We start from the raw sequence: 15,396 nt of genomic DNA on the forward strand, positions 1-15,396 counted from the left end.
CAGGCAGTACAAACCGTACGGCAAGGCAGAGCAACAACGCCAAGAGAGTTTTGTTATCCGCTCTCATCCTGTACCGCTGTACCCTTTGACCATGCGCCCCTTGCACTTCATCCGTCGCGGTCAGCCTGTAGCGCTGGCCAATGTACCACCCGAGCGCACGCTCTTGGAGCTGCTGCGGGACGACCTGGGCGCCACCGGAACCAAGGAAGGCTGCGGCGAAGGCGACTGCGGCGCCTGCACCGTGGTGCTGGGCGAAAGGGAAGGCACCGGCGACCAGGAACGCATCCGCTACCGCGCCATCAACGCCTGCATCCGGCTGGCGCATTCCATCGACGGCATGGCGCTGTGGACGGTGGAAGACCTGACCGAGGACCCGTTGATCGAGACGAGCGACGCGCATACCGCAGCAGGTTTGCACCCCGCGCAGGAGGCGATGGTCCAAGCACACGGCTCCCAGTGCGGCTTTTGCACCCCCGGCTTCGTGATGAGCCTGTTTGCCATGTACCAGAACCGTTGCTGCAAAGGCGAGGCGATCACGCGCGCCGATGCGGTGCACGACCTGTCGGGCAACCTGTGCCGCTGCACCGGCTACCGCCCCATTCTGGACGCCGCCCAGGCCATGGGCGATCTGCCGGTGCAGGCCGTCAACGAAACCAAGTTGCTACAACAATTGAAGCTGCTAGCGATTGATAGACAAGCGCTAGAGCCTGATTTGACCTATATTTCTCCTACCACGGAAGCGGCCCTGCTGGCGGCGCGCGCCGCACACCCGCAGGCACAGGTGGTGGCGGGCTGCACCGACGTGGGCTTGTGGGTCACCAAGCAGCACCGCCAGTTTGCGCAGGTCCTGGACGTCACCCAGGCGGCCGAGTTGCGCCGCATCGAGCGCGATGCCGGCCACCTGCGCATTGGCGCCGCCGTGACGCTGGCCGATGCCTTTGGCGCCTTGCAGCAGCACTGGCCCGACGCCCTGCGCTTTGCCGCCCGCTTTGCCGGCTTGCCGGTGCGCAACTCGGGCACGCTGGGCGGCAACGTGGCCAACGGCTCGCCGATTGGCGACTCGATGCCGCTCCTGATCGCGCTGCGCGCCCGCGTCGAACTGGGCAGCGTGCGCGGCACGCGCGAGCTGGCGCTGGAAGACCTCTACACCGGCTACCGGCAAAACGTGATGGCGGCGGACGAGTTGCTCCTGCGCATCCACGTGCCCCTGCCCCAACCGCATGAACGGCTGCGCGCCTACAAGGTGTCCAAGCGCTTTGACGACGACATTTCGGCGGTGTGCCTGGTGCTCAACCTCACCATCGAACACGGTTCTGTTCAAGCAGCCTCGATAGGTGCCGGCGGTGTCGCCGCCACGCCGGCCCGCGCCCGCGCGGCCGAGGCCGCGCTCGTCGGCCAGCCCTGGAGCGAAGCCACGGTGCAGGCCGCCACCGCCGCACTGCAGGCCGAGTTCAATCCGATCTCGGACATGCGCGCCAGCAGCGCCTACCGCCGCGCCATGCTGGCCGCCCTGCCCCTGCGCTTCTGGCTGGAGACCCAAGGGGGTGCACCGGCCAGCCTGGACCTGCTGGCCTTGGAGGAATTGCCATGACTGCACGCGATGAGCTTTCCCTGAGCCGCGATGCCGTGGCCGATCCGGTGACCGTGACAGCCGACGCTGCGGGCAATCTGCCGCCCGCGCCGCAAAGCCAAGCGGCAGCCGCGTCACCGCGGGCGCTGGGCCAACCCCATGCGCACGAAAGCGCACGCGCCCAGGTGGCGGGCAACGCCAGCTATATCGACGACCTGCCCGAGCTCAAGGGCACGCTGTACGCCGCGCCCATCCTGTCCAAAGTGGCGCACGGGCGCTTGAACGGTGTGGACACAGCCGCCGCGTTGGCGATGCCCGGCGTGCGTGGCGTGGTGCTGTCGGCCGACATTCCGGGCGACAAGATGCTGGCCGCATTTGCGCACGACGAGCCGGTGTTCGCCTTTGAGACCGTGCAGCACGTGGGCCAGGTGGTTGGCGTGGTCGTCGCCGAGTCCGTCATGCAGGCGCGCCGCGCTGCGCGCGCCGTGCAGGTGGACATTGCCCCCCTGCCGGCGGTGCTGGACCCACGCGCGGCGCACGCGCAGCAGAGCTACGTGCTGCCGCCCGTGTTCGTGCGCCGCGGCGCGCCTGAGGAGGCCATGGCGCATGCGCCGCACCGCCTCGGCGGCAGTTTCGATGTGGGCGGCCAGGAGCATTTCTATTTGGAAGGCCAGATCGCCTACGCCCTGCCGCTGGAGCAGAACCAGTGGTGGATTCATTCCAGCACGCAGCACCCTGGCGAAGTGCAGCACTGGGTGGCGCACGCACTGGGCATCGACAACCACGCCGTCACCGTGCAGTGCCGGCGCATGGGCGGCGGTTTTGGCGGCAAGGAAACGCAGGCCGGCCATCTGGCCGTGTGGTCCGCCGTGGCGGCGCACAAGTTTGGCGCGCCGGTCAAGCTGCGGCTTGACCGCGACGACGACTTCCTGGTCACCGGCAAGCGCCACCCCTTTGCCTACGACTACGAGGTGGGTTTTGACGGGCGCGGCCGCATCACGGCGCTGGTGCTGACCATGTTGGCCAATTGCGGTTTTTCCGCTGACCTCTCCGGCCCCGTAGCGGACCGTGCGGTGTTCCACTGCGACAACGCGTACTTCCTCGAAAACGTGCTGGTGGCGTCCTACCGCTGCAAGACCAACACGCAAAGCCACACCGCGTTTCGCGGCTTTGGTGGCCCGCAGGGCGTGATTGCCATCGAGCGCATTCTGGGCGACATCGCCGGCGCGCTCAGGCTCGACGCCTTCGACGTGCGCATGGCCAACCTCTACAGCGACGAGCCGCTTGCGGACGGCAAGGCCAAGCGCGACACCACGCACTACCAGATGCAGGTGGAAGACAACATCCTGCACGCACTGATGCCCCAGTTGGAGCAAACCTGCCACTACCGCGCGCGAGCAACCGAGATTGCTGCCTGGAACGCCCAGCAGACAGTGCTGCGCCGTGGCATCGCGATCACGCCGGTCAAGTTCGGCATCAGCTTCACGGCCACCTTGTTCAACCAGGCCGGCGCGCTGGTGCATGTGTACACCGACGGCAGCGTGCAGGTGAACCACGGCGGCACCGAGATGGGACAGGGCCTGCACACCAAGGTGGCGCAGATCGTGGCGGACGAGCTGGGCGTGCCGATGGCGCAGGTGCTGGTGACGGCCAGCGACACCAGCAAGGTGCCCAACGCCAGCGCCACTGCGGCGTCGAGTGGCACCGACTTGAACGGCCGCGCGGCGCAGTTTGCGGCGCGCAACATCCGCGACAACCTGGCCTCCTTCGTCTGCGGGCTCGACACCTGCGGCGCGGGCGAGATCTCGTTTGCCGGAGGCGAAGTCATTTCGCCCAAAGGTCGGCGCAGCTTCAACGAGGTGGTCAAAGAGGCCTACGCCAACCGCATCCAGCTCTGGAGCGACGGCTTCTACCGCACGCCCAAAATTCATTACGACAAGACCACGCTGACCGGGCGCCCGTTCTTCTACTTCGCCTACGGCGCCGCCTGCAGCGAGGTGGTGATCGACACCCTCACGGGCGAGAGCCGGGTGCTCAAGGTGGACATCCTGCACGACGTGGGCCACAGCATCAACCCGGCGATCGACATCGGGCAGATCGAAGGCGGTTTCATCCAGGGCATGGGCTGGCTCACCACCGAGGAACTGGTCTGGAAGGCCGACGGCGCGCTCGCCACGCACGCGCCCAGCACCTACAAAATTCCTGCCACGGGCGACGTCCCCGAACACTTTCGCATCGCCCTGTGGCCCGAAGCAAACCGCGAAGACAACGTGGGCGGCAGCAAGGCCGTGGGCGAGCCGCCTTTCATGCTGGCGGTCAGCGTGTACGAGGCGCTGCGCCACGCGATTGCCGCCGCCTGGCCAGGAGGCAAGGCCAACGGCCCCATTGCGCTGACGGCACCGGCCACCGCGGAAAACGTGCTGCGCGCACTCGGCCGCATGTAAACGGCAGGCCTGACTACGTGTCCACCATCAACTGCACGGCTCCACGCGGCATGACCACCCGATTGCGTCCAGCCCGCTTGGCCTCGTAGCACGCCATATCGGCAGCGCGCAGCACCGCCGATACATCTTTGAGCTCGCTGGTCAACGGCACCAAGCCGATGCTGACGCTGAAGGTAAAGCTGCGACCACCGTACACCGGCTCCCAGGCAGACACGGCTGCGCGCAATTGCTCGGCCACAGCCAAACCATGCGCAGCAGAGCAGGCAGGCATGACGACGACAAATTCATCGCCCCCCAGCCGCGCGACCCACCCCGCCTGGCGCACCTGCGCTTCCAGCAGGCGCGCAACGTGCGCCAACACGTCGTCGCCGGCTTCGTGGCCCGCAATGTCATTCACCAACGTGAAATAGTCCAGATCCAGGTACATGACCACGCCGCACAGAGCGTCAGGTTCTGAATGGCCCACCGATTGGCCTGCTGCCGCGCGACCCAGCAGCACCCCCCGCAGGCGGTCCTCAAATGCGCGCCGATCAGGCAGGCCCGTGACAGGATCGTGCAGGCGTTCGCGCCCGCGCTGTCGACGCGCCTCGTGCACGGCCGTCAGTTCCTCCAGAATCCACACCGTTCCCGCCAGCATGCCGGGTGATTCCGCGGCACGCCCCTGCACACGCGCCCAGACCGGGCTGCCGTCCTTGCGGGCGAAACAGACGTCACCGTCGAAAGCACCGTGAGCGGCAAACGCAGTGCGTACCCGCTTCTTCCATTGCCCATACGCATCATCGGACCCGTACAGCGCACGCACAGCCTTGCCTTGCAATTCATCGGGCGCATAGCCCAGCATTTGCGCGGCCTGGCGTCCCAGCATGCTCAGGCGCGCAGCGCGGGTAATCACAAGCCCTACCGGGGCATGGTCGAGAATGGCTTGCAGCCGCCCAGCCAACGCCCGATCATGCAGCTGCTGTCCATTGCGCTGCTGCACCATCGTCTCCAGCGCTTGTGTCAGCGCCGCCACCTCGTCGCCCCAGGCCTGCACCGGTGCCACCGAATCGTCGAATCCGCTCGGCTGCGCTAGCCGCACCGCACGCTCACGCAGACGTGCCAGTGGCTGCATTTGCCAAAGGTTCAGCATTGCCGCGACCAACGCGATCAGGCCCACTGCCATGGCGGCCAGCCACCACGCGCGGCGCTGCGCCCCCTTCAAAGGGGCCAGCAGCGCCTGTGTATCGCTGATGCGTGCAACGGTCCATTGCGGCAGCGGCATGCCCGCCAAGCTGACCACATGGCCTGACACCGTTTCGGTGAGTATCCGATCACCGCCCGCACCCTGCGCCTCAAGCCAGTGCTGGCTCACCTCTTTCAGCCCCGGCTCATCGCTCACATTCCCCAACACGCGCGTGGGGTCTGGATGGGACAGGATGGTGCCGTCCCGTGCAAACACCACAAGGCGCGAGCCCGAGCGTTCAGGAGGCGCAATGGACGCAGGCAGCAACCCCTGCGATTGCAGGCGCAATGCACCCGCGACCACGCCCATTACGCTCCCGTCCTTGGCGTGCAGCGGCTGGGTGAAGAGCACGCGCGCATCGCCGGCACGGTTGCCGACCACCTCGGACACAATGGGTTTTCCCTCCACCAGCGTGCGCCGCAGGGTATCGCGCTCATCGGGCTCCAAGGCGGCGGCCTCCCCCTGCACACCATATTGCAGGTTGACGCGCAACGATCCATCGGCCCGGGCCACCTGCATGGCGTCAAAAAACTGCACTGCAGGCAAGCCTTGCTGGAGCAGCCAATCGAGCGACGATGGCGCTTCGAGCATTTCAGGCGTAATGCCTGCGGCTACGGTGCGCAGCACTTTCTGGCTTTGTTCAATCTTGCTGGCGAGCACGCGCGCCAAGGTCTGCACTTCATCGCCCTGCTGGCGCACGACCCGCTGGAGGGCTTCGTCAGCGGCGGCGCGCGTGGCGACCCAGCCCGAGAAAGCCCCAGCCAAGGCCACGGCAGCGACCAGCAGCAAGACCATGCGCAGGCCCAAGGAGCCTGGCAGCACGAAATGTCTGGCGTCCTGCCACGTGCTCATGGCGCAGCTGACCGGGATCGCGAGGCGACCACGGTGACAGGTAAGAACGAAATGGCAGACATGGCTGCCAATGAATATACGCAGCCCTCACAGCCACCGTGCTTGGGTGGAACCCGCAACAGGGCGTATGAAAACCCTGAGAAACACAGGACAGCCTCACGCAAACGGGCGGGCGAGGCCTTCAAACACAGGCACGAGCCTCATACGGGTTTGGAATCAAAGAGAACACAAGGCGCGAAGCCGCGAACCGTACAGACGTACGGCAAGGCGAAGCAACGCTATTACATCTTTGCTTGCGAACCTGTATCAAACACCCGCCACAGCCTGCAGCGCGCGTGGCTGCAAGAGCTTGAGCACATTGCCCGAGCCGTGAATCAACCCATGCTCACGCAGGCTGCGCAGTACGCGCGAGAAGGTTTCCGGTGCAATGCCCAGCTGCGCGGCAATCAAGCGTTTGCGCTGGTGCAGCGTCACACTCATCGCGCCGTTGGCGTCGTTCTGCGCGTGGTGCAACAGCCACTGCGCACAACGCGCTTCGGCGTCCTGCGCCAGGCGGCTCACCGCCAACTCTGTTTGTTGGTGGTACCCCATGGCCATGTCATGCATCAACAGTTGTGCCGCGCGCGGCAATGCTTCCACCGCCATTCGAAACTGCGGCAAAGGCTGGCGCCGCAATTGCACTCGGGTTTCGGCAACCATATCGACGACACAGGGCTGCTCCAGCATGGCAGAGGCAGCATCAAGCCAGAACGGGCCATCGACCACGCCGAGCTGATGGCGGATCTGTTCCCCCGCACGCACGCACAGGATCACCCGCCCTTGCAACAGATGCAAAACGTCCTGAGGGCGCTCATGGCGCTGCCGCAGCACCTCGCCAGGTACCGCAGATTCCACTGCAGCGGAGAGAGGAGAAGAGAGATTGGGCAACATCCAAACCACTTTGCAAGGTGGTCAGAATGCAGATATTGAGCAATATCAAAAGGGCTGCCGACCAGACCTCTGGCACGGGTGCCATTTGTCTTGCATCAAGCCGGCGCGCATGCTGCAATGCAACATCGATGGTCTGTCGATTTCCCTGTCGCCAAGCAAGCGAGGCATGGTGGTCGCTGCATGATGATCCGAGAATTCGCCAGATACGCAAGGTTCCGGCATAGCGCTCAAGACCCGGCTGCGGGCGCTGCATCGCGCCAGCCACCCCCCAATGCCTTGTACAGCGCCACCTCGTTTTGTTGGCGCGCCAACCCAATCTGCGCGACGCTCTGCTGCGTCGCAAACAACGAGCGCTGGGCGTCGAGCACGTCCAAGTAGCTGGCAACGCCATTGCGGTAGCGCAGGTCGGCCAAGCGGAAACGGTCGGCCTCTGAGCTTGCTTGCGCCTGTGTCGCAGTCAGTTGCTCACCGAGCGTGGACCGGCTTGCAAGCGCATCAGCCGCCTCCCGAAACGCCACCTGAATGGTTTTCTCGTACTGCGCCACGGCCACCTTGCGACCGACCAGTGCCGAATCCAGATTGGCCTGGTTGCGCCCCCCATCAAAAATCGGCAGCAAGGCCTGCGGTGCCAAGGTCCAACCCCAGGAGCCGTTCTTGAACAACCCGGACAGCGCACTGCTCCCTGTTCCCGCGCTGGCGGTCAGCGAAATACGTGGGAAGAACGCCGCACGGGCAGCGCCAATGTTCGCATTGGCCGCGCGCAACTGCTGCTCGGCTTGAAGCACGTCGGGCCGGCGCGTCAGCAAGTCTGAAGGCAGACCCGCTGGAACGTCTGCAAACGTCGCCAATGGCAGGCCATCGGTACGAAGCAAGTCCTCTGGCAAGGGCCCACCCGCCAGCAAGGTGAGCGCGTTCACGTCCAGCGCACGCAGGCGCTGCTGCTGCGCGAGCGTAGCGCGCGCAGCAGCCGTGAGCGATTCGGCCTGGCGCAGATCAAGTGCCGAGCTCACGCCCTGGTCAAAGCGCAACTGGGTCAGCCGCTGCGAATCTTCGCGCGTGGCAAGCGTGCGCTGCGTCAAGGCCAGCAAGGCATCGTTCGTCTGAAGGCTCAGCCAGGCGTTGGCAAGCGCTGCCACCAGGCTGGTCTGCACCGCATTGCGCGCCTCCTGCGTGGCCAGATACTGGGCCAGCGCCGACTCTTGCAAACTGGCTATGCGGCCGAAAAAATCGATTTCCCAGGATGCCAGGGCAACGCCCGCCGTATAGGCGCTTTGGATACCGCCACTGCCATTGGTCGCCGGCTGGCGGGTTCCGCTGGCCGCCAGGTTGGCGGTGGGAACTCTGTCAGCGGCGCGGATCTGGTACTGCGCATGCGCCTGCTCAATGGCCAAGGCGGCCAGACGCAGGTCGCGATTGCCGTCCAGGGCGCGCGCAATAATGGCCCGCAGGCGTGCGTCGCGCACGAAATCCTGCCACGGGATGTCTGCCGCAGGCTGACCTGCGCCCGTACTGGCCGGCGTTTGAGGGAACTGTGCCGCGATCGGCGCTTCAGGGCGCTGGTAGGTAGGCACAAACGAGCAGCCGGTAGCCAACACAGCGAGTGCACTGGTCGCCAGCAGCCGTAGCCGGGACACGCGCGTAGGAATGGGCTCCATGGTGGCCTCAGGCATGGTGGTCCTCCGCCGCGTTGTGTTGGTGCGCATGCTGGGCGTCAAACTGGCGTTGGCGCGCACTGCCCTTGAACAGGCCGCGCACCAACACGAAAAAGATGGGAACAAAGAACACCGCCAGCGCAGTACCGGTCAGCATTCCGCCAATCACGCCGGTACCGATGGCGCGCTGGCTGGCCGAGCCAGCCCCAGTCGCCACCGCCAGTGGCAGCACCCCCAGCGTAAAGGCCATGGAGGTCATGACGATAGGGCGAAACCGCAAGTGGGCAGCCGCCAGCGCCGCCTCGATCACACTCTTGCCCTGGGCCTGAAGGTCCTTGGCGAATTCAATGATCAAGATCGCATTCTTGGCCGACAGGCCAATGATGGTCACCAACCCCACTTGGAAATACACGTCGTTCGAATAGCTTCGCAAAAACGTCGCGAGCAGCACACCGAGCACGCCCAACGGCACCACCAGGATGACCGACAATGGGATGGACCAGCTCTCATACAGCGCCGCCAGGCACAGAAACACCGCCAGAATGGAGAAGGCGTACACGACGATGGCCTGCGAACCCGCAAGTTTTTCTTCACGCGACTGGCCCGTCCACTCGTAGCCGAAACCCGCCGGCAGCTGTGCGGCGAGCCGCTCCATTTCTGCCATTGCCGTGCCGGTGCTCTGACCTGGGGCCGCCGATCCGCTGATGCGCATGGCCGGATAGCCGTTGTAGCGCACGGTCTGCATGGCACCCGTCACCCAATGCGTACTCGCAAAAGCCGAGAACGGCACAGCCTTGCCCTGCGCGTTCGGCACGTTGAGCTTTAGCAAATCTTCGGGCTGCATACGTGCAGGCGCATCGGCCTGGACCACGACCCGCTGCAGGCGTCCAGCATTCGGAAAATCGTTCACATAGGCCGAGCCCAGCGCCGTGGAAATAGTGCTGTTGATGGCATCGTACGACACGCCAAGCGCGCTGGCTTGGGCACGGTCGATGTCGATCTGCAATTGCGGCGCATCTTCCAGCCCGTCAGGGCGCACCTGGGACAGCACCTTGCTTTGGGCCGCCATGCCGAGCAACTGGTTGCGCGCGGCAAGCAGGGCGTCGTGGCCCAGGCCGGCACGGTCTTGCAGGCGGAAACTGAAACCCGAAGAAGAACCGAGCTCGGGAATCGGCGGCGGGTTAAGCGGGAAGATGAAGGCATCGCGAATGCCAGAGAGCGCACCGAACGCACGCCCGGCCAACCCCGTGGCAGAACTGCCTGGGCCCTTGCGCTTGTCCCAGTCGGTCAGTGTGATGAATGCAAGCGCCGCATTCTGCCCCTGGCCGGAAAAACTGAAACCGAGCACGCTCACCATGCTTTGCACCTCGGGCTGCTTGAGCATGAAGCCTTCGACCTGCTTCATCACGTCCAGGGTGCGCTCCTGGGTCGCGCCAGGAGGAAGCTGGACATTGACCAGCATGGTGCCTTGGTCCTCTTCAGGCAGGAAAGACGTCGGCAGACGCGTATAGACCAGCGCGGCCGCCACACCGATGGCGAAATACAGGATCAGCGTGCGCGGAGCACGCCGCAGCACGCGCGCCACCAGACCTTCGTAGCCGTGGGTGGTGCTGCTGAAACCCCGGTTGAACCAGCCAAAGAAACCACTCTTGGCATGGTGGTGCCCGGCCTCCACCTGCTTGAGCAGCGTGGCGCACAGTGCGGGTGTGAGCGACAGGGCCAGGAAGGCAGAAAACGCGATCGAGGACACCATGACCGCTGCAAACTGGCGGTAGATATTGCCCACCGAACCGGCAAAGAACGCTAGCGGGGTAAACACGGAAATCAGCACCACCGTCACGCCCACAATGGCGCCAGAAATCTGGCCCATGGCCTTGCGTGTGGCCTCGTGCGGGGGCAGGCCCTCCTCGCTCATGATGCGCTCGACGTTTTCCACTACCACAATGGCGTCGTCCACCACGATACCAATCACCAGCACCATGCCAAACATGGTCAGCACGTTGATGGAAAAGCCCAGCGCCAGCAGCGTGGCAAAGGTGCCCAGCAACGCCACCGGCACGACAATCGTCGGAATGATGGTGTAGCGCAGGTTTTGCAGGAACAGGAACATCACCAGAAACACCAGGCCGACGGCTTCCGCCAGCGTCTGCGCCACCTGGGCGATGGAAATCTGCACAAAGCGCGAACTGTCGTAGGGAATCGACCACTTCATGCCTTGCGGGAAAAAGCGCTCCAGCTCCGCCATCTTGGCGCGCACCGCCTTGGCCGCTGCCAGAGCGTTGCCCGACGGCGCGAGCTGCAAACCCACGCCGACAGACGGCTTGCCATTCAGGCGGGCCGAGGTGGCATACGACTGCCCCCCGAGTTCGATGCGCGCCACGTCGCGCAGGCGCACCGTGCTGCCGTTCGGGTTGGCGCGCAAGATGATGGCGCCAAACTCCTTCACACTGTCCAGTTGACCGTTGACCACCACCGTCGCCGAAATACCCTGACCGGCGACGTTGGGCAGGCTGCCCATCTCACCCGCCGACACCTGCGCGTTCTGCCCGCGGATGGCTGCCGTGACGTCGGCACTGCTCAGGTTGTAGCCAAGCAGCTTGTCCGGATCAATCCATATCCGCATGGCACGCTCGGTACCAAACAATTGCGCCTGACCAATGCCGGGGAGTCGCTGCAACTCGGGCACCACGTTGCGCGAAGCATAGTCGCCCAGGGCCACCGGATCCCAATCGGGCGAATCGGACGAGAGCATGGCAAACAGCAAGAAGTTGCTGCGTGACTTGTCCACGCGCACGCCCTGCTGCGTCACTGCCGCCGGCAGGCGCGGCGCAGCGCGGGAGAGACGGTTCTGTACGTCCACCTGCGCCAGATCGGCGTTGGTGCCGGGCTCAAAACTCAGCGTGATGCTGCCGGTTCCGTTGGCCTGAGACACCGATTCCATGTAAATCAGGCCCGGCGAGCCGTTCATCTCGCGCTCGATGACGGACAGCACGCTGTCTTCCAGCGTCTGCGCAGACGCGCCCGGGTACGCCGCCGAGACGACGATGGACGGCGGCGCCACCGGCGGGTACTGGGCAATCGGCAACTGCGTGATGGCCACGCCGCCGAGCACCATGATGAAAAGCGCGATCACCCACGCAAAGATGGGCCGGTCAATAAAGAATTTCGCCATATTGCGCGCCCCTTAGCGCTTGGCTGCACTGGCGGAAGAAGCCGGTGCCTTCGCACTGCTGGCGCCCCCCGGGGACGCGTCGGCGGCCGGGCTGGCCGGGCCGTCAGCCTTCTTGGCTCCAGGGGGGCTCCATGGCACGGCCTTGACGGGCGCGTTGCCGCGCAGCTTCTGAAAACCATCCACTACGACCTGCTCACCTTTTTGCAGCCCCTCGAGCACGACCCAATTGCCGTTTTGCTGACCCCCAAGCTTGACCTGGCGTGGCACGGTCTTGCCATCGGCCCCCACCACCAGAACGCTGTCGCCGCCAGCGGAGCGCGTCACTGCCTGCTGGGGCAAAAGCACCGCATTGCCGGCTTGCGCCTGCTCCAATCGCACACGCACATACAGGCCGGGCAACAGGCGCATGCCGGGGTTCGGCACTTCGGCTCGCAGCGTGATCTGACCGGTGCTGGCGTCTACCGTCAAGTCAGAGAACAGCAATTTGGCTGGCTCTCCATATTCCGTGCCATCTTCCAGCACCAAACGCACCACGGCGGCCTGCGTGCCGCTGGCACTCTTGAGACGGCCTGCCTCCATGGCGCTGCGCAGTGCCATGACCTGCGCCGCCGATTGGGTGAAATTCACATACAGCGGGTTGATCTGTTGAATCACCGCCAACTGCGTCGCTTCGCCCTGTCCGACCAGCGCGCCTTCCGTCACGAGCGACTGACCGATACGACCGGAAATCGGCGCAACCACATTGGCGTATTTCAGGTTGATCTGCGCCGTGGTCACGGCAGCCTTGGCTGCCGCCACATCGGCCGCATTGGCCTGCTGCGCAGCCACGGCAGTGGCGTAATCCTGCTGGCTGACGGCATTGGCCGCGAGCAGCGGCTTGTAACGCTGCGCGAGTGCACTACTTTGCGACAAGTTGGCCTCAGCCCGCGCCAACGCAGCCTGCGCACTTTGCACGGCGGCGGCATACGGCGCGTCGTCAATGCGGTACAGCGACTGGCCGGCTTTTACATCGCTACCTTCGCGAAACAGGCGCTTTTGCACGATGCCGGACACACGGGCACGCACCTGCGCCACCCGCGAGGCTTCGAGCCGGCCCGGCAGTTCGGTGAGCAAGCCCACTTCGCGCGGCTCAACGGTGATCACCCCCACCTCTGGCGGCGGCATCCCGCCACCGGGTGGCCCTTTCGGCGCATCCCCCTTGCCGCATGCGGTGAGTGCCAACACCATGGCGCCTGCAATGGCCAGACGGTTCACGCTGCGAGGCGGCCTGCCAAGAAGAGCAAGGGCAGAAAACACGGGGGCGAACGTAGCGCGTTGCAGATCAGGCATGAGAAATTCTTTCGGGGACGCGGCAGGCGATACCGGCAAGCGCGCCAGTCTAGTAGGACTTTGGAAACCGCGTGCGACGCGCCGCAGAGGCGCCCAACCGCTCGGAATACAAAAAATTATACATACAACCATGAATGTATGTACCATGACCGCCATGATTTTCCGTTCGCACCATGGCCCGTCGTACCAAGGCTGAAGCCCAGATCACCCGCGCTGCGCTGCTCGATGCGGCAGAGCTGCTGTTTGACGAGCACGGTGTCTCTCGCACCTCGCTGGCCGACATTGCCAAGGCCGCAGGCACCACGCGCGGTGCCATCTACTGGCATTTTGCCGACAAGGCCGCCCTGTTTGATGCCATGATCGAGCGCGCCACCGAGGCGCTCGCGCCCGACATGCCGTGCGACGAGGCGGCGATCGATATGGCGCAGCTGTGCTGCGGCCTGGTGGGGGCGCTTGAGGGCATTGCCCACCACCCGCACCTGCGCCGCGTCATGCGCATTGCGATCCACCGCGTTGAATATGTCGGCGAACTCGACGCGATCCGCGCCCGGCATTTGTCGTCCCACCGGGCCTGGACGGCGCGCAGCGAACGTGCTCTGGCCGTCGCATTTGCCGCGCAAAAGCAGCCACCGCCCTTGAGCAGCACGCTCGCAGCCATCGGCCTGCAGGCGCTGGTGGAGGGTTTGCTGCAAAGCTGGCTGCTGGACCCAGACGCCTTTGATCTGGCAGAAACCGGCCGCGCCGCCGTAGCAAACTGGCTGCGGGGGTTGGGACTGGACGATGCCGCCTGCGCCGCGCCTGCCTGAGGCCGCAGCGCAGCACCCCCTATTGCGTCGGCGCTATTGCACCGGCGCACCCGCCTCGAACCAGCGCCCCACCAGCGCACGCTCTTCGTCCGTCATGCCGGTGGCGTTGTTCATGGGCATGAGCTTTTGCACCACCACCATCTGGTAAATGCTCTGTGCGTTCTGTCGTACCAGGGCTGGTGAATCGAGCCGTATGTTCTTCATCTGTACCTGGGCGCCGTGGCACATGTAGCAGCGTTGTTCGAGAACGGCATGGAGTTTTTCATAGCCAATTAACCCTGCAGCGCTTGACTGGCTTGCGCTGGAAGCTATCGAACTTGTAGTACTCGCAACCACGGGAGCCGGCCGCAACCAAACGATGACGCCCACAATCACCGCCATGCCTACCAGCGCGTACGGCAGCGGGTTGCCATTGCGCCCTAGTTTGTAACCGTGGCGCGTGACGAAAAACTGGCGAATCGCGGCGCCGGCAAACATCATCAGAATCAGTACCAGCCAGTTCTGCGGGTGGTTCCAGGTAAAGCTGTAGTGGCCGCTCAGCATGGCAAACAGCACCGGCAGCGTGAAGTACGTGTTGTGCACGCTGCGCTGCTTGCCGCGCTTGCCGTGGATCGGGTCGACCGGCTGGCCGGCCTTGATCTGTGCCACCACGGTGCGCTGGCCCGGAATGATCCAGAAAAACACGTTGGCGCTCATGGCGGTGGCCATCATGGCACCCACCAGCAAAAAGGCTGCGCGCCCCGCAAACCAGTGGCAGGCCAGCCAGGAGGCCATGCACACCAGCACCAGCACCAGCAAACCTACGATGGTGTCGCCATTCTTCTTCTGGCCAAACACGCGGCAAATGGCGTCGTACAGCACCCAGAACACCACCAGAAAGGCGAGCGCCACGGCAATGGCTTCGGCGGGGGCCCATGCCATCTTGGACTTGTCTACAAGATAGGTGCTGGCGCTCCAAAGGTACGACACCGTGAACAGCGAGAAGCCGCTTAGCCAGGTGGTATAGCTTTCCCAAAAGAACCAGTGCAAATGCTTGGGCAGTTGGGGCGGTGCCACATTGAACTTGACCGGGTGGTAGAAGCCCCCACCGTGCACAGCCCAGAGTTCGCCGCTGACGCCTTGGCGCTTTTGCTCCGCGTCCTCGGGCGGCGTGAGGCTGCTGTCGAGAAAGACGAAGTAGAACGACGAGCCGATCCAGGCAATGGCGGTGATGACGTGGACCCAGCGCAGCAGCAGGTTGGCCCAGTCAAACAGATAGCTTTCCATGTGGTGACCTCCGCGGCGGTTGCGATGCACGCCGCTGTGACAGCCTGCTCACCACTGCGGGCGCTCTGAGCAGAAAAAGAGGTCGCGCACTCGGGGTGCGTGGGCCATTGGACCCGCCCGCCCTGGGCACCGCTGCGACACAGACACGAAGTG

The 15,396-nt window shown here is 64.7% G+C and carries 10 protein-coding genes; 4 read left to right on the top strand and 6 right to left on the bottom strand.

What is annotated here, in order from left to right; translation table 11 throughout:
* Positions 1–91 precede the first annotated feature (91 nt).
* Both xdhA and xdhB read left to right on the top strand, forming a co-directional pair.
* Entirely contained in the window at positions 92–1,591 is a 1,500-nt protein-coding gene (gene xdhA / locus D3F03_RS07690; RefSeq protein WP_119109443.1) for a xanthine dehydrogenase small subunit, read from the top strand.
* Complete coding sequence (gene xdhB / locus D3F03_RS07695; RefSeq protein ID WP_119108810.1) at positions 1,588–4,014, top strand: xanthine dehydrogenase molybdopterin binding subunit; 2,427 nt, start codon at positions 1,588–1,590, stop codon at positions 4,012–4,014. The genes xdhA and xdhB overlap by 4 nt, the downstream gene beginning before the upstream one ends.
* A gap of 13 nt (positions 4,015–4,027) precedes the next feature.
* Here the strand turns inward: xdhB and D3F03_RS07700 are convergent, their stop codons facing one another.
* Together D3F03_RS07700 and D3F03_RS07705 are read right to left on the bottom strand one after the other, a co-directional pair.
* Positions 4,028–6,088 carry a sensor domain-containing diguanylate cyclase gene (locus D3F03_RS07700; protein ID WP_119108811.1) on the bottom strand — a complete coding sequence of 687 codons (2,061 nt, stop codon included), beginning with the start codon at positions 6,086–6,088 and terminating at the stop codon, positions 4,028–4,030.
* 306 nt (positions 6,089–6,394) lie between these two features.
* A complete protein-coding gene (locus D3F03_RS07705) occupies positions 6,395–7,018 on the bottom strand; it encodes a Crp/Fnr family transcriptional regulator (RefSeq protein ID WP_119108812.1) in 624 nt (207 codons plus the stop codon).
* On the opposite strand from D3F03_RS07705, the gene D3F03_RS17150 reads away from it, so the two are divergent.
* Positions 7,008–7,202 carry a hypothetical protein gene (locus D3F03_RS17150; RefSeq protein WP_147414715.1) on the top strand — a complete coding sequence of 65 codons (195 nt, stop codon included), beginning with the start codon at positions 7,008–7,010 and terminating at the stop codon, positions 7,200–7,202. The two genes, D3F03_RS07705 and D3F03_RS17150, sit on opposite strands and share 11 nt — an antisense overlap.
* A 43-nt stretch (positions 7,203–7,245) precedes the next feature.
* Here D3F03_RS17150 and D3F03_RS07710 read toward each other — a convergent pair whose 3' ends face one another.
* Genes D3F03_RS07710 through D3F03_RS07720 form a run of 3 tightly spaced genes read right to left on the bottom strand, consistent with a single transcriptional unit; the run spans position 7,246 to position 13,171 of the window.
* Entirely contained in the window at positions 7,246–8,688 is a 1,443-nt protein-coding gene (locus D3F03_RS07710; RefSeq protein ID WP_245960541.1) for an efflux transporter outer membrane subunit, read from the bottom strand.
* Entirely contained in the window at positions 8,681–11,842 is a 3,162-nt protein-coding gene (locus tag D3F03_RS07715; protein WP_119108813.1) for an efflux RND transporter permease subunit, read from the bottom strand. Before D3F03_RS07715 ends, D3F03_RS07710 begins: the two co-directional genes overlap by 8 nt.
* 12 nt (positions 11,843–11,854) lie before the next feature.
* Positions 11,855–13,171, bottom strand: a complete 1,317-nt coding sequence (locus tag D3F03_RS07720; RefSeq protein WP_119108814.1) for an efflux RND transporter periplasmic adaptor subunit — start codon at positions 13,169–13,171, stop codon at positions 11,855–11,857.
* A gap of 173 nt (positions 13,172–13,344) precedes the next feature.
* Here D3F03_RS07720 and D3F03_RS07725 point away from each other — a divergent pair, with 173 nt between their 5' ends.
* A complete protein-coding gene (locus D3F03_RS07725; RefSeq protein ID WP_119108815.1) occupies positions 13,345–13,977 on the top strand; it encodes a TetR family transcriptional regulator in 633 nt (210 codons plus the stop codon).
* 33 nt (positions 13,978–14,010) lie between these two features.
* On the opposite strand, the gene D3F03_RS07730 is transcribed toward D3F03_RS07725, so the two are convergent.
* The gene (locus tag D3F03_RS07730; protein ID WP_119108816.1) at positions 14,011–15,243 is read right to left on the bottom strand and encodes a urate hydroxylase PuuD; all 1,233 of its coding nucleotides are present in this window, start codon (positions 15,241–15,243) and stop codon (positions 14,011–14,013) included.
* Positions 15,244–15,396 lie beyond the last annotated feature (153 nt).

Origin of the sequence: Simplicispira hankyongi (assembly GCF_003570885.1) — a bacterium.
Lineage (GTDB): Bacteria > Pseudomonadota > Gammaproteobacteria > Burkholderiales > Burkholderiaceae_C > Simplicispira > Simplicispira hankyongi.